Origin of the sequence: Pengzhenrongella frigida, assembly GCF_004168625.1 — a bacterium.
GTDB lineage: Bacteria > Actinomycetota > Actinomycetes > Actinomycetales > Cellulomonadaceae > Pengzhenrongella > Pengzhenrongella frigida.
In genome coordinates this window covers 1-13,614 of sequence record NZ_SDWW01000068.1, presented here as the reverse complement: position 1 = coordinate 13,614, position 13,614 = coordinate 1, and the positions used below count along the sequence as shown (strand labels likewise).

Annotated in this window: 20 protein-coding genes and 1 pseudogene; 12 read left to right on the top strand and 9 right to left on the bottom strand. The window is 71.5% G+C overall.

Annotated features, from left to right (window positions below):
• Positions 1 to 76 precede the first annotated feature (76 nt).
• The 4 genes from EUA98_RS19935 (at position 77) to EUA98_RS19925 (ending at position 2,375) form a co-directional block, all read left to right on the top strand.
• Complete coding sequence (locus EUA98_RS19935) at positions 77 to 244, top strand: YidH family protein (RefSeq protein ID WP_165372908.1); 168 nt, start codon at positions 77 to 79, stop codon at positions 242 to 244.
• Positions 241 to 573 (top strand): DUF202 domain-containing protein, encoded by a 333-nt coding sequence (locus EUA98_RS19930; protein WP_165372907.1) that lies wholly within the window; start codon positions 241 to 243, stop codon positions 571 to 573. The genes EUA98_RS19935 and EUA98_RS19930 overlap by 4 nt, the downstream gene beginning before the upstream one ends.
• Before the next feature lie 115 nt (positions 574 to 688).
• On the top strand, positions 689 to 2,143 hold the full coding sequence (locus EUA98_RS18415) for an NAD(P)/FAD-dependent oxidoreductase (protein WP_130104150.1): 1,455 nt from the start codon (positions 689 to 691) through the stop codon (positions 2,141 to 2,143).
• An 85-nt stretch (positions 2,144 to 2,228) separates the two neighbouring features.
• Positions 2,229 to 2,375 (top strand): hypothetical protein, encoded by a 147-nt coding sequence (locus tag EUA98_RS19925; RefSeq protein WP_165372906.1) that lies wholly within the window; start codon positions 2,229 to 2,231, stop codon positions 2,373 to 2,375.
• An 82-nt stretch (positions 2,376 to 2,457) separates the two neighbouring features.
• On the opposite strand, the gene EUA98_RS18410 is transcribed toward EUA98_RS19925, so the two are convergent.
• Positions 2,458 to 3,027: a hypothetical protein gene (locus EUA98_RS18410; protein WP_130104149.1), complete on the bottom strand. Its 570-nt coding sequence runs from the start codon at positions 3,025 to 3,027 to the stop codon at positions 2,458 to 2,460.
• Positions 3,028 to 3,100: 73 nt separating this feature from the next.
• Here EUA98_RS18410 and EUA98_RS18405 point away from each other — a divergent pair, with 73 nt between their 5' ends.
• The 5 genes from EUA98_RS18405 to EUA98_RS18385 all read left to right on the top strand — a co-directional run bounded on the left by EUA98_RS18405 (position 3,101) and on the right by EUA98_RS18385 (position 5,756).
• Entirely contained in the window at positions 3,101 to 3,847 is a 747-nt protein-coding gene (locus tag EUA98_RS18405) for a PIG-L deacetylase family protein (RefSeq protein ID WP_130104148.1), read from the top strand.
• A gap of 67 nt (positions 3,848 to 3,914) precedes the next feature.
• Complete coding sequence (gene trxA, locus EUA98_RS18400; RefSeq protein ID WP_130104147.1) at positions 3,915 to 4,295, top strand: thioredoxin; 381 nt, start codon at positions 3,915 to 3,917, stop codon at positions 4,293 to 4,295.
• A gap of 129 nt (positions 4,296 to 4,424) precedes the next feature.
• Positions 4,425 to 4,688 carry a metal-sensitive transcriptional regulator gene (locus EUA98_RS18395; protein WP_130104152.1) on the top strand — a complete coding sequence of 88 codons (264 nt, stop codon included), beginning with the start codon at positions 4,425 to 4,427 and terminating at the stop codon, positions 4,686 to 4,688.
• A gap of 16 nt (positions 4,689 to 4,704) precedes the next feature.
• Positions 4,705 to 5,319, top strand: a complete 615-nt coding sequence (locus tag EUA98_RS18390; RefSeq protein WP_130104146.1) for a class I SAM-dependent methyltransferase — start codon at positions 4,705 to 4,707, stop codon at positions 5,317 to 5,319.
• Positions 5,316 to 5,756, top strand: coding sequence for a hypothetical protein (locus tag EUA98_RS18385; protein ID WP_130104145.1), 441 nt, complete (start codon positions 5,316 to 5,318; stop codon positions 5,754 to 5,756). Before EUA98_RS18390 ends, EUA98_RS18385 begins: the two co-directional genes overlap by 4 nt.
• Before the next feature lie 47 nt (positions 5,757 to 5,803).
• On the opposite strand, the gene EUA98_RS18380 is transcribed toward EUA98_RS18385, so the two are convergent.
• From EUA98_RS18380 to sqr, 7 genes are all read right to left on the bottom strand, one after another.
• Positions 5,804 to 6,277 (bottom strand): Dps family protein, encoded by a 474-nt coding sequence (locus EUA98_RS18380; RefSeq protein ID WP_130104144.1) that lies wholly within the window; start codon positions 6,275 to 6,277, stop codon positions 5,804 to 5,806.
• Entirely contained in the window at positions 6,274 to 6,717 is a 444-nt protein-coding gene (locus tag EUA98_RS18375) for a Fur family transcriptional regulator (protein WP_130104143.1), read from the bottom strand. The genes EUA98_RS18380 and EUA98_RS18375 overlap by 4 nt, the downstream gene beginning before the upstream one ends.
• Positions 6,718 to 6,796: 79 nt before the next feature.
• Positions 6,797 to 8,536 (bottom strand): FAD-dependent oxidoreductase, encoded by a 1,740-nt coding sequence (locus tag EUA98_RS18370; RefSeq protein ID WP_130104142.1) that lies wholly within the window; start codon positions 8,534 to 8,536, stop codon positions 6,797 to 6,799.
• Positions 8,533 to 8,922, bottom strand: coding sequence for a rhodanese-like domain-containing protein (locus EUA98_RS18365; protein WP_242511708.1), 390 nt, complete (start codon positions 8,920 to 8,922; stop codon positions 8,533 to 8,535). The genes EUA98_RS18370 and EUA98_RS18365 overlap by 4 nt, the downstream gene beginning before the upstream one ends.
• A 151-nt stretch (positions 8,923 to 9,073) precedes the next feature.
• Positions 9,074 to 9,586: a DsrE/DsrF/DrsH-like family protein gene (locus EUA98_RS18360; RefSeq protein WP_130104140.1), complete on the bottom strand. Its 513-nt coding sequence runs from the start codon at positions 9,584 to 9,586 to the stop codon at positions 9,074 to 9,076.
• Positions 9,587 to 9,657: 71 nt separating this feature from the next.
• Positions 9,658 to 9,972: a TusE/DsrC/DsvC family sulfur relay protein gene (locus EUA98_RS18355; RefSeq protein WP_130104139.1), complete on the bottom strand. Its 315-nt coding sequence runs from the start codon at positions 9,970 to 9,972 to the stop codon at positions 9,658 to 9,660.
• A 15-nt stretch (positions 9,973 to 9,987) separates the two neighbouring features.
• Positions 9,988 to 11,253, bottom strand: a complete 1,266-nt coding sequence (gene sqr, locus EUA98_RS18350; RefSeq protein WP_130104138.1) for a type III sulfide quinone reductase, selenoprotein subtype — start codon at positions 11,251 to 11,253, stop codon at positions 9,988 to 9,990.
• 228 nt (positions 11,254 to 11,481) lie between these two features.
• On the opposite strand from sqr, the gene EUA98_RS18345 reads away from it, so the two are divergent.
• The 3 genes from EUA98_RS18345 to EUA98_RS20605 are packed head-to-tail and all read left to right on the top strand — an operon-like array spanning position 11,482 to position 13,134.
• Positions 11,482 to 11,895 (top strand): DUF6855 family protein, encoded by a 414-nt coding sequence (locus tag EUA98_RS18345; protein ID WP_130104137.1) that lies wholly within the window; start codon positions 11,482 to 11,484, stop codon positions 11,893 to 11,895.
• Between the two features lie 6 nt (positions 11,896 to 11,901).
• Positions 11,902 to 12,795 (top strand): amidohydrolase, encoded by an 894-nt coding sequence (locus EUA98_RS18340; RefSeq protein ID WP_350339518.1) that lies wholly within the window; start codon positions 11,902 to 11,904, stop codon positions 12,793 to 12,795.
• 12 nt (positions 12,796 to 12,807) lie between these two features.
• Positions 12,808 to 13,134: a zinc-binding metallopeptidase family protein gene (locus tag EUA98_RS20605; protein WP_350339517.1), complete on the top strand. Its 327-nt coding sequence runs from the start codon at positions 12,808 to 12,810 to the stop codon at positions 13,132 to 13,134.
• A 19-nt stretch (positions 13,135 to 13,153) separates the two neighbouring features.
• Here the strand turns inward: EUA98_RS20605 and EUA98_RS18335 are convergent.
• Positions 13,154 to 13,614: pseudogene (locus EUA98_RS18335) on the bottom strand (hypothetical protein); the annotation flags it as partial.

Here is a 13,614-nt window from a genome sequence, read left to right as displayed (position 1 = left end):
GCAAGCACGACCCAACACGCAACGGGTGGGGCCAGATCAGAGCATCAAAGTGGGGCCAAATGGGGTTGTCATTCTCATGGCGCTGGGCACCGTGGCGCCCGTCCAGGCCTGGGTGGGCTGGATGCGGGTCGAGCGTGCCATCCGCGCCGGTCGGCCGCTGCCCGCGCCGGCGCTCGCCGGGCCGATCGGCGCCGGCACGCTGATCGCCGGGGTCCTGCTGCTGATCGGGCTCGTGCTCGGGTGACCCAGGGTCGCGATCCGGGCCTTCAGCCGGAGCGAACCGCTCTGGCGTGGCGGCGCACCGCGCTGGCGCTGATGATCGGCCCGGTGGCCGCAGCGCGGCTGCTCGCGCCGGGCAGCGGTGTGCTGGCGGCTGCTGCTGCCGGTGGTGGGCTCCTGATCGGGATCTGCATCGCCGCCCTGGCGACCAGGCGTCAGCGCGCGGTCGAGCGGGTGCTTGCCGGCGTCGAGGACCCGGTCGCGCTTCCGGATGCTCTGCTGCTGGCACTCACCGCCGCCGTCCTCCTGCTCGCGGGCCTGTTCTCCCTCGGGCTCCTGCTCTACGCCCGGTAGGCACCCCGGCGTCGGTCATGGCGCCGAATCGGGGGACCGGGAAAGCCGTCCCGGAGATACCCCGAGGGGTATGCTCGGCGGACCAGCTCAACGACGAGTTCCGGGGAGAGCAGTCATGGCGCGTGTGGTGATTCTTGGTGCGGGTGTTTCCGGGCATACGGCAGCGCTGCACCTGCGTCGGCTGCTGAGCCGTGAGCATGAGGTCGTGGTGGTCTCGCCGAAGGCGGACTGGAACTGGATCCCGTCCAACATCTGGGTCGGGGTCGGGAAGATGCCGGTGCGGAAGGTCGTGTTCCCGCTCGCCCCGATCTACCGGCGCCAGGGGATCGACTTCCGGCAGGCGAAGGCCGTCGCCATCTGGCCGGAGGGCGACGGCACGCTCGCGCGCGCGGTCGACATCGTCTACACCGACAGTCTCCGCGACGGCCAGCCCGAGCGACTGCCCTACGACTTCCTCATCAACGCGACCGGGCCGAAGCTGAACTTCGCGGCCACGCCGGGACTCGGTCCGGACGGTCATTCCTGGTCGGTGTGCACCCCGGACCACGCGGTCGAGGCCGCCCGCGCCTTCGAGGCGGTCAAGGACAAGCTGCGCGCGGGGCAGCGCCAACGCCTGGTGATCGGCGTCGGGCATGGCACCTGCACGTGCGAGGGCGCCGCGTTCGAGTACGCGTTCAACGTCGAGCACGAGCTGCGCGAGGCCGGCCTGCGCGACCTGGCCGAGGTCGTCTACCTGACCAACGAGCACGAGCTCGGGGACTTCGGGGTCGGGGGGATGACGTTCACGCAGAGCGGCTTCGTCACCTCGAGCCAGCTCTGGACCGAGTCCCTGTTCCGGGAGCGGTCGGTCACCGCCATCGTGGGCGCGCACGTGGAGCGGGTCGACGAGGGCAAGCTGTCCTACGAGACGCTGGACGGGACGCAGACCACGCTCGAGTTCGACTTCGCCATGCTGCTCCCGCCGTTCCGCGGTGCGGATCTGCAGGCGTTCGACCGCGCGGGCGAGGAGATCACCAGCGACCTGTTCGCACCGAACGGCTTCCTGCGCGTCGATGCCGACTACACGCCCAAGAAGTTCGAGGAGTGGCGCGCTGCGGACTGGCCCAGCACCTATCAGAGTCCCCGCCATCCCCACCTGTTCGGCATCGGCATCGCCTTCGCGCCGCCGCACGCGATCTCGCGACCGCGGGTCAGCCCACGGGGCACCGTCATCGCCCCGGCACCCCCGCGCACGGGGATGCCGTCCGGGGTGATGGGACGCGAGGTCGCGCACAGCATCGCCGACATGATCAACCACGGCGCGACCGTGCCGACCCGGTCGGCCTCGATGGCGGCGATGGGGGCGGCATGCATCGCCTCGGCGGGGGCGGGGTTCCGCACGGGGAGTGCGGCCGCGATGACGATGTACCCGGTGGTCCCGGACCTGGTGCGCTTCCCCGGCAGCGGTCGAAGTGGTCCGGACACCTACGGGGAGATCGGCCTCGCGGCGCACTGGATCAAGCACATGCTGCACCACCTGTTCCTGTACAAGGCGAAGGCCCGACCGGGTTGGCGGTTCATCCCCGAGTGAGCGCCGCACCCGGCGGGCCGCCTCGGTCGCCGTCGGGCACCACCTCATCCGTGCTCCCACCCCAGAATCTGCGAGGAAGTCGAGAATGGACAACGTCGACGATCGAATTGCGGCGGCACCGCTGCCGACCGCGGCCACGCTGCGCAGGCGGAAGTCCCTGCCGGTGCAGGTCGTGCGGTTCGCCCTGATCAACCTGCGCATGATGCGGATGGTCCGCAAGGGCCACAGCTGACCGGCCCGGCGGCGACCGGCCGGGCCCGGCGGCGGTCAGCGGCTGACCGCGGCCAGGTGGCGCTCGGACCCGGTGAGCAGGTTCACCCGAGGGCGCCGGCACTCGCATCACGATGCGACTGCCCGCGAGCCGGCCTGGTGGCGCAGAGGGTCTGACCACGTAGCCGCATCACCAACGCGCCGGCCGTCGTCACGAGCGCGGTGGCCGCGAGGTACGGCTGCACGGGAGCGAACCAGGTGAGGGCGCCGGAGTAGCCGAGCGCGATCAGCGCGAGCTTGTTGCACACCGGGCACCCGACGGCGAACCACGCCAAGAGGCCGCCGACCATCCCGAACCTTCTGGGCGCGTCCCCCGGCTCGTCCACCTCGGGGAGGTCGTCCCCCGCCCGGGCCCGGCGCACGTAGGTCGCGGCGAGCATGCCGGCGAGGATCGACGTCGCGATCCAGACGGGATAGTTCCAGGCGACCACCGGGATCTCCCGACCGAACACGGGGTTCGGGATCAGCACCGTCGGAAACCCGATCAGCAGGGCGAACCCGACGGTGAACCCGGCGGCGGCGAGGTGCTGCCGCACCGTCCAGCCGCGCAGGGCGAACGCGCTCGCCTCCAGCGTCCGTCGGGGCTCGGTGGAGAACAGGCGGGGGTTCGGCATCTCCGAACGATACCCCACGGGGTATCGTTCGAGGTATCGACGGCACGCATCAGGCTCGACGAAGGGATTCGCCATGAACTCTCCGGCTTCGCCCGAGATCTCCGCAGCCCCGGGCGCCCCAGGAGCGATCGAGCATGCCGGTCCACCGGCGCCCGGACTGATTCCCCCGTGGGGCTCGGTTCTGGTCGTGGTCGCGCACCCCGATGACGAGTCGTTCGGCCTGGGGGCCGTGATCAGTCACCTCCTGGCCCGGGGCACGGCGGTCACCGTCCTGTGCCTGACAAAAGGCGAGGCCTCGACGCTGCACGGCATCCCGGGAGAGCTGGCCGGACTGCGGCAGGTCGAGCTGCAGGCCGCGGCGGAGGCGTTGGGTGGTGCGCAGGCGGCGCTTCGGGGCTATCCCGATGGCGGCCTCGCCGCAGTGCCCGCCGAAACCCTGGTGCAGGAGGCCGTGCGCTCCGCCGGCTCCAGCGGTGCGCAGGCGGTGCTGGTGTTCGACGTCGACGGCGTGACCGGGCACCCCGACCACGCTGCGGCGTCGCGCGCTGGCGTCGAGGCGGCCGGTCGGCTCGGCCTTCCGGTTCTGGCCTGGACGCTGCCGACGGCGGTCGCCGCGCAGCTCAACGACGAGTTCGCGGCGTCCTTCACCGGCCACCGGGCCGACGAGGTCGACCTGGTCCTGCCCGTGGACCGGTCCCGCCAGCGCGTGGCGATCGCCGCGCATGCGAGTCAGGCCGTTCCGTCGAGCGTGCTGTGGCGGCGGCTCGAGCTGCTGGGGGCCGTGGAGCACCTGCGCTGGGTGCACTCGGCGGGGGTGTGACCGGGAATTCGTGTGGACGCAGTAGGGTTATACCCCCTAGGGTATTGATCAACCGTGAGGAGACACCATGTCCACCGTCAATCTGACCGCGAGCACGTTCGAGCAGACCGTTCGGGACAACGACATCGTCCTGGTCGACTTCTGGGCCGCGTGGTGCGGGCCGTGCCGGCAGTTCGCGCCGGTCTTCGAGAAGGCCTCCGAGCTGCACCCCGACGTCGTCTTCGGCAAGGTCGACACCGAGGCCGAACAGCTCCTCGCGGGGCAGGCGGGCATCACGTCCATCCCCACACTGATGGTGTTCCGGGACAGCGTGCTGGTGTTCTCCCAGCCGGGCGCGCTGCCGGCCGCCGCCCTCGAGCAGGTCATCAGCGGGGTGCAGGGGCTCGACATGGACGACGTCCGGGCCCAGATCGCTGCCTCGGACGCCGCCAAGCAGCCCGCGTCCTGAGCAGTCGCCATGCGAACCGGTGCTGCGCAGCCGCAGCCTGAGGCCGACGTCGGCTCCGCCTCGTCGAGCGCGCAGGCGACCGCCGCCGAGCTTGCGCCCGGGGGCGATGCCGGGATCGAGGATGCCGGGATCGAGCTCGACCCGGACGAGATGGGCAAGGTCATCAATCGGCTCAAGCGCGCGCAGGGGCAGCTGTCCGGCGTGCTGCGGATGCTCGAGGCGGGCCGGAACTGCGAGGACATCGTCACGCAGCTCTCCGCGGTCAGCCGGGCGCTGGACCGGGCCGGTTTCGCCATCATCGCGACCGGGATGCGCCAGTGCCTGGTCGAGGCCGACGGGAACGAGACGTTGCACGTGCAGAAGCTCGAGAAGCTGTTTCTCTCCCTCGCCTGAAAGGTTCTTCGCTCCGATGGATGCTGCTGCCTGGGACGCCCGATACGCCACCGATGAGCTCATCTGGACCGCGGAACCCAATCGCTGGCTGGTCGAGACCTTCGCGGGTCGGCCGCCCGGCGTCGCGCTCGACCTGGGTGCGGGGGAGGGGCGCAACTCGCTCTGGCTCGCCGCGGCGGGGTGGGACGTGACCGCCGTCGACTTCTCGGTCGAAGCGATCCGCAAGGGACGCGCGGTGCAGGCCGCGCACGCGCCCGAGACGATCCCGCGCGTCACCTGGGTCCACGCGGACCTGCGCTCGTACGTGCCGGTGCCGCGGTCCAGCACGGCGGTCGCGGTCCTGTACATCCACCTGCCCGGCGCGGACCGGCGCACCCTCGCGCGGGCGGCCGCCGAGGCGCTCGCCGTCGGCGGGGTGCTGCTCGTCGTCGGGCACGACGCGACGAACCCCACCGAGGGCATCGGCGGTCCGTCCGACCCGGCGGTGCTCTTCACCGCGGCCGACGTCGTGGCCGACCTGGCCGGGTTGCCCGGGCTGGAGGTCCGGCGGGCGGAACGTCGGGGGCGTCCCGTCGGGACCGACGGCCGAGTTGCCCTCGATGCCGTCGTCGAGATCGTGCGCACATCGTGACCCGTGCACCCGCCGGTGAGCGGTCCTCGGCGGAGGTCGGGGCCGGGACCGGTCAGCGGCTCGCCCGCGTGCGGGCGTTCTGGCCGCTCCGGCGGGTCCTCGCGGTCGCGGTCCTGGCCCCGGCCCTGCTGGCCGTGCTCGTCGCGGTGTCTGGCGGCTCCGCCACCGTGACCCCGCCGGGCTGGACCGCGCTGGCCCTGCTCGTCGCGGTGACGTCCGCGACCACGCTGGCGACCTACCTCGCGCTTCCGGGCACCGGGCGCCGGATCGACGTCGGGTGCACGCCGTGCGCCTCGGTCTCCGCCCTGAGCGTGCTCATCGCGGTCTTCGTCATCGGCTCCGCCCCGCACGACGTCCCCACCGCGATCCTCGCCCTGGGCGTGGCTGCCTTCGGGCTGCGGCAGCGGCTGACGAACGCGAGCAGCTGCGCCGTGTAGCCACCGGCCGGATCGGTGGTCCGAAGCGGCCGGTGACCGGTCGACAGTCAGGCGAGGATGCTGCGAAGCATCCAGGCGGTCTTCTCGTGGACGTCGAGCCGGCGGGTGAGCAGGTCGACGGAGACCTGGTCGGGTGCGCCCTCGGCGAGCGGCATCATCGTGCGGATGGTCCGGGCGGTGGCCTCGTGGGCAGAAACCAGGCGGCGGACCATCTCCTGCGCGTCGGGCCGGTCGGTGTCCTCGGGCACGACCGTGAGCGCGGCGAACTCGCGGTAGCTCGCCGGTGCGGGGGCACCCAGGGCGCGGATCCGCTCGGCGATCTCGTCGACGGCCAGGGCCAGCTCGGCGTACTCGGTCTCGAACATCGTGTGCAGCGACAAGAACATCGGGCCCACGACGTTCCAGTGGTAGTTGTGGGTCTTCAGGTAGAGCGTGTACGAGTCGGCGAGGACCTTCGACAGGCCGTGGACGATGTCCGTCAGCTTGGCCTCGGGGATGCCGATATCGATCGTCTGGGTCATGCGGGACTCCTTAGGGTGGGTGGAACTGCCGGCGACGTCCGGCACCGGGGGCAGGTGCCCCAGAAGACGATCTCGGTCGTGTCGATCTCGTAGCCCGGGGGCACCGCGGGCGCCAGGCATGGGCCCGACGCCGCTTCGCAGTCGACGTCGGTCACCTCGCCGCACGAGCGGCACACGAGGTGGTGGTGGTTGTCGCCGACGCGACGCTCGTAGCGCGCCGGGCTCCCGGGCACCTCGACCCGGCGCAGGAGGCCGGCGGCGGCCAGGGTGTCGAGCACGTGATAGCTCGCCTGCGTCGAGAGGGACCCGATCCGCGCGCGGACCCCGGCGGCCACCTCGTCCGTGGTCAGGTGGCTCCGCTCGGCCAGGACCTCCAGGACGGCCACGCGCGCGGCGGTCACCCGGAGGTGGTGGTCGCGCAGGAGCTCGGCTGAGGTCACCGCGTCAGTGTATCTCGCTTATTGGAACTGATCAGATAATGGAGTGGTACAGATCGCCGCAGTCTGCTTGCAGGGAGCCCTACTGGGTGGAACGGACCGCCTCGAGCGTGAGCCAGCCGCCCGACAGGTTCCGGGCGTCGAACCCTTCGCCGAGCAGGATCCGGGTGGCGAGGTACGACCGGACGCCGCTCGCGCAGTGCACGCTGATCTCCCGGCCACCGGCGGCCGTGCGCACCTCGTCGAGGCGCTCGCGCAGCTCGAGGTGCGGGATGTTCAGGGCGCCCTCGAGGTGGCCGGCGTCGTACTCGGACCGAGACCGGACATCGAGCACGAGCGTGGTCGCCATCGCCTTGTCGACGTCCCAGGCCTGCCACTGCGGCATGGTGCCGTCGAGGACGTTCTGAGCCACGAACCCGAGCATGTTGACGACGTCCTTGGCCGAGCCGTAGGGCGGCGCGTAGGCGAGCTCGAGCTCGGCCAGATCGTCGGCCGTCATGCCCGCGCGGATCGCCGTGGCCAGGACGTCGATGCGCTTGTCGACCCCCGCGCGGCCGACCGCCTGGGCGCCGAGCAGGGTGCCGTCGGGGGCGAAGCTTGCCACGAGGTGCACGGACTCGGCGCCGGGGAAGTAGCCCGCGTGGTGACCGGCATGCAGGTGCATGACCTCGTGGGCGATGCCGGCGCGCTGCAGGGTTGCCTGGTTGGCGCCGGTGGTCGCGGCGGTGAGGTCGAAGACCCGCACGATCGCGGTGCCCAGCACCGACGCCTGGGGTGTGGTGCGTCGGCCGCAGATGGAGTCCGCGGCGCGGCGACCCTGCCGGTTGGCAGGCCCGGCCAGCGGCACCGGTCCGGTCGCACCGGTGACTGCGTGGGTGACCTCGACCGCGTCGCCGACGGCCCAGATGCGCCAGTCGGACGTGCGCTGGTCGCCGTCGACCGTGATGGCGCCGGTCGGGCCCAGGTCGAGTCCGGCCTCGCGGGCGAGCGCGCTCGCGGGCCGGACGCCCACGTTCACGATCACGAGGTCGGCCGTCAGGGCGGTGCCGTCGGACAGGGTCACCGTCACGGCGCCGACATCGCTCGCCTCGCTCTGATCGGCGACCGGACCGGACGGGTCGACCGGGGTGACGGCCTGGGCTGACACGCTCAGGTGAAGGTCGACGCCGTGGGCGGCGAGCTCGTCCGCGAGCAGGGGGGCGAGCTCGGGGTCCAGCGGCGGCAGCACGTGATCGGCCAGCTCGACGAGGTGGACCACCAGGCCGCGCGCGACGAGGGCCTCGACCGCCTCCAGACCGATGAACCCGGCACCCACGACGACGGCGTGGGGCGCCGGGGCATCGGTCGGGCGACCCGAGAGCAGCCCGGCGACCGTGTCGCGCAGGGCGTCGACGTCGGGCACGGTGCGCAACGTGTGCACGGCGGGGTGGTCGAGGCCGGTGATCGGCGGTCGGACAGGGACCGCGCCGGGGGCGAGCACGAGCGCGTCGTACCCGAGCCGGTGGGTGCCGTCGGCCGTCTGGACGACGACCTCCTGGGCGCCGCGGTCGATCGCGGTCACCCGGTTCCCCGTGCGGACGTCGAGGTTCAAGGAGGCGGCAAGCGTCGCCGGGGTGTGCAGCAGCAGCGCCTCGCGCCGGGTGATCTCCCCGGACAGGTGGTACGGCAGGCCGCAGTTCGCGAACGACACGTAGTCGCCCTGCTCGAGCACGATGATCTCGGCCTGCTCGTCCAGCCGGCGGGCCCGGGCCGCGGCGCTCATCCCGCCGGCGACCCCGCCGACGATGACGATCTTGCGCGCGCTCTCGCTCGGGGCGGTCATCGCCGCACCTCTCCGCCGGCGCGCTGCCAGGCGGGCATGCCGCCGGACAGGCTCGCGGCCTCGAACCCGAGTCCGCGCAGGTGCTTGGCGGCGGTGCGCGACCGCATCCCGCTCGCGCAGACGACGACGACCGGGCGGTCGGCCTTGACGCGTCGCGTGGCCTGCTCGATCTGGCCGAGCGGGAGATGCATGGCCCGCGGGGCATGCCCCGACCTCCACTCGCTGGTCTCACGCACGTCGAGCAGCGTCGCGCCGTCGGCCACCAGCTCGAGCGCGCGGGTGGCGCTGACGGTCGAGCCGAGTCGGCCGTCGCTCGGTCCGCCGCCGAACAGGCGACGCAGCCGGTCGAGGACGGTGGTGGATTCGGGTGCGGATGCGGTGGTCAAGGTGAGCTCCATTCGTTGCCGCCACGATACCCCAGGGGGTATCGAAAAGGCGAGTCGACAGAGCCGGGTCGGTGACGGCTCGGCCGGGGGAGGTACGGGCTGGCCCCGCGCGACGGGCGACGTCGTCGCCGGGGCCAGGCTCGGGGCACGGTCAGATGAACAGCAGCTGGGCGCCGGCGGTCTTCTCGATGAAGTCGCTCGCGCTGATGATGCCCTCGACGTCGTCGCGGATGTCGTCGATGCCGAGGCGGTTCATGTCGGCCGACAGCCGGCAGGCCCACAGGTGGCCGCCGGAGGCCACGATCTGGTCGAGGAACTCGGGAACCTCGGGCACGTCGAGGTCGGCGATGGACTTCTTCATCCGCGAGGTCGCCATGGCTGTCATGCCGGGCAGGCCCCCCAGGCCTTGCGGCATGTGGGTCGCGGTGTTGCCGAGCATCGTGAACTTCAGGTCGCCCATGGTCTTCTTGTTGATCATGTCGAAGCCCCAGAAGGTGAAGAACAGGTGCACCTCGACGCCCTCACCCAGTGCGGCGTTGCCCAGGATCAGGGCCGGGTAGGCCATGTCCAGGTTGCCCTTGGAGCAGATGATGGCGATCTTGCGGCCCTCGCCTTCGACCGCGTCGAAGTTCGGGACGATGGCCGGTTCCACGTTGGTGGTCATGACGGTCCTTTCGGTTCAGTAGGGAGACGCAGCCGTGCGGGAGACGCAGCCGTGCGGGAGACGCGGGCCCATCACACGCAGCCCTGCGGCTTGGGGAGTCCGGCGATGTAGGCCATCTTCTTGGCGGGCTTCTGCGGGAACATGGCGAACAGCTGCTTGACCGGGACGCCACCGTTGGTGGACACGCGGCGCAGCGTGGCCGTCTCACCCTGGGTGGCGAAGTCCGCCCGGAGGTACCGGACGACCTTCCAGTGCTCGTCGGTCATGGTGATGCCGATCTGCGCGGCGAGCGCCGTGCCGAGCTCCTCGTCCCACTCGCTCGGGTCGGTGAGGAAGCCCTCGTCGTTGACGTGGATCTGGTGGCCGCTGAGCGTGGTCACGGGCATGGTGGTCTCACTCCTCTACTTGGTGGCGAGCGTCTTGGTGGCGCCGTTGGGCTGGGTCTTGCCGACCATGGACATGTGGGAGGGCAGGGGGAGCGGGCGCCCGGGCAGGAGGATGTTCCAGTAGATCCACCGGAAGGCGAGCTTGCCCAGGTGGTTGGCCCGGGTCTCCTTGAGCAGGTCGAACGGCCCAGCCACCGGCAGGGGGAACTTGCCCAGGAGCGGCTCGGTCTCGTAGTTGAAGTCGATCAGCAGGCCCTTGCCGTTGCCCGTCTCGATGAAGCAGTTCGCATGGCCGTCGAACGATCGGGTCATCGGCTTGCCGGCGATGAGCTGCAGGAAGTTGTCGACGAAGATCTCGACGGAGAAGTGCGCGACGGACCCGGCCTTGGAGGCGGGGATGTCGGAGGCGTCGCCGACGGCGAACAGGTTGGGGTAGGTCGTCGACTGCAGGGTGTGCTTGTCGACCGGGACGTAGTTGAGCTCGTCGCCCAGACCGGACCGGGCGACGAAGTCGGCGCCCATGTTGAGCGGGATCGTCACGAGGAGGTCGAACGGCACCTCGCGCTCGTCGTAGGAGACGAGCGTCTTGTTCTCGGTGTCGATGTGCTCGACCAGGAAGTCGGACTCGACCGTGATCTTGCGTTCGTCGAGCATCGAGCCGAGGCGTTCGGACGAGATCGGCTTGGTGAACGCGCCGGGCAGCGGGGTGACGTACACCAGGTCGACGCGATCCCGCAGGCCCTGCTCGCGGAGCCAGGCGTCCGCGAGGAACGTGAACTCCAGCGGGGCGACCGGGCACTTGATCGGCATGTCGGTGATGTGCACGACGAACCGCCCGTGCGTGAAGCTCTGGAGCGCCTTCGACAGCGCGACGGCGCCGTCGAAGGTGAAGAAGTCGAAGATGCTGCGCTGCCACTCGTCGCCCAGCATCCCGGGGGTCTGGTCGGGCCGGGGCGTGGTACCCGAGGCGATGACCAGGTAGTCGTACTCCAGCACGCGCCCGTCGGTGAGCGTGACGGTGCTCGCGGGCGCGTCGACGCGGTCGACGTCGGCGATGACGAAGTCCACGCCGTCGGCCAGGAAGGCGTGGCGCGAGCGGTTGATCTGCTCCGGGGCGAGCAGGCCGAACGGCACGAACAGGTAGCCCGGCTGGTAGGGGTGCACGTCGTCACGGTCGACCACCGTGATGCTCCACTGGGCCGCCGGGAGGTGATGTCTGAGCTTGTTGACGATCATCGTGCCCGCTGTGCCTGCGCCCAGCACCAGTAGTCGCTTCTTCACGGCTCGCTCCTTCGCATCGGCGGTGATGACGTGGACCTGTCTTCCACGCTAGGAAGGCGGGAGCGCTTTGGAGAGTGACTAAGGTCCCGGGTACCCCATGGGGTATTGATCCGAGCGCTCCGGCGGGTGGGTCGAAGGTCGACCGGGCCACCAGCCGCGCGGTTCGCGCGGCTTCGCTAGGGTCGCGAGTAGCCCACCTCTGACTGACCGGTCGACGGGATGCGGAAGATGACAGCAGGCAGCGGTACCAAGGCCGACCCGTGGTTGCTCACGACGGCGCCGGGAAGCTCCGGGTACACGATGTTCCGGGACGAGCAGGCGGAGCCGCCAACGCTCGTGTGCCAGGTCGGTTCGACGACCCTCAAGTACCACCTGCGGGCGATCGAGGACCTGCACGCCTGGCTGACCGAACAGGGGGACTGGGTCGACCTCGGCGCCGCCGACGAGAAGAAGCCCGCCCCCGACGGCACCGTCGAGGCCTGGGGACGGTCGCCCGACAACCCGGTGGGCGGGTGGTACGGGCTCCGCAACGGCTACCGGGGCCGGTTCGGCATGTACCTCCCGCCGCTGCTGGAGGCGCTCGGGCTCGTCGAGCTCACCCACGAACCGCGCAACAACCGCGTTCGCGCGGTCCAGGCCTAGGTCTACGTGAGCGAACCTGATGACCTGGTCGCCGTCTACCGCGACCTGCACGCGCACCCCGAGCTGGCCTTCCAGGAGACCCGCACCGCCGCGATCGTGGCGGCCTGGCTGACGCGGCACGGCTACGAGGTCCTCGCCGAGGTCGGCCGCACCGGAGTCGTCGGGGTGCTGGCCAACGGCTCAGGCCCGACGGCACTGCTGCGCGCCGACATGGACGGCCTTCCGGTCGCCGAGGGCACCGGGCTGTCCTACGCGAGCACCGCGGTGGGCGTGGACGAGTCCGGGGCCGAGGTCCCGGTCATGCACGGGTGCGGGCACGACGTCCACGTCACCTGTCTGCTCGGCGCCGCCGCGCAGCTCGCGAGCGCGCGCGACACGTGGCGCGGGACGCTCCTGCTGGTCTTTCAGCCCGCCGAGGAGATCGCCGCAGGGGCCCGGGCGATGATCGACGACGGCCTGTTCGAGCGGGTCGGCCGCCCGGACGTCATCCTCGGCCAACACGTGGCACCCCTGCCCGCGGGGGTGATCGGGCTCCGGAGCGGGCCGGCGTTCGCGGCGACGGACACGCTGCGCATCACGCTGTACGGGCGGGGCGCCCATGCCTCGCGACCGGAGGTGTCGGTGGACCCCGTCGTCATGGCCGCTGCGACGGTGATGCGGCTGCAGGGCGTGGTAGCACGCGAGGTGAGTGCCACCGACCTCGCGGTGGTGACCGTCGGCGCCCTGCGTGCCGGGACGGCCGCGAATGTCATTCCCGACGACGCCGAGCTGTTGGTCAACGTCCGGACGTACTCGCCGGACGTGCGCGCACGGGTGCTGGCCGCCATCGCCCGCATCGTGCGGGGCGAGGCGGCGGCGTCGGACGCTCCCCGCGAGCCGGAGATCACCGTCCTGCTCTAGTCCCCTGCGGTGGTGAACGACCCGGCCGCCGTCGAGCACACCCGCGGGGCGCTCGCGGCAGCGCCGGCACGGGTGGTGGATCCGGGTCCGGTGACCGGGAGCGAGGACGTCGGGGAGTTCGCCGTCGAGGCCGGGGTGCCCTGCGTGTTCTGGCTGCTCGGCGGTGCCGACCCGGCCGACTTCGGGGGAGCGACGAGCACCGGGGAGTTCGCCGCGCGGGCTGCGACCCTGCCCTCGAACCACTCCCCGCAGTACGCGCCGGTCATCGAGCCGACGCTGACGATCGGCGTCGGCGCCCTGGTGTCCGCGGCGAGGGCGTGGCTCCCTCGGAACACCTGACCACGAGACCTCGCGTGGGCTACATGCCGATGCGGATCATGGAGTCGTAGAACAGGGAGCGGCCGATGAGTTCGCCGGCCAGGACGAGCAGGAATGCGGACCCGGCCAGGATGGCGAGGGTTTTGGGGTTGGCGTGGGCGGCGGCGTACCGGAACAGGTAGACCGCGAGCAGGCCGGCGCCGGCGAACACGAGCACGAGGCGGGCGATGAACCAGGCGCCGGAGAACACCGCGGCGGACTGGGCCGCGACGCCGCCGGCGCCGGCCAGGGAGGAGATGTACAGGGGGATGATGAGGAACTCGACCCCGAGCAGGGCGACCGCGCCGACGCCGACGCCCTTGAGGCACGCGGTGAGCAGCGCGGTGGTGGCCGCCTCGTGCGTGCCGGCCGCGGTGGGGGTGGTCGGGACGCCGGTGATGTCGGTGGTCCACGCCCGCCGGCGCCACATCACCGCGCCGGTCAGGGCCGCGCCCACGGCGA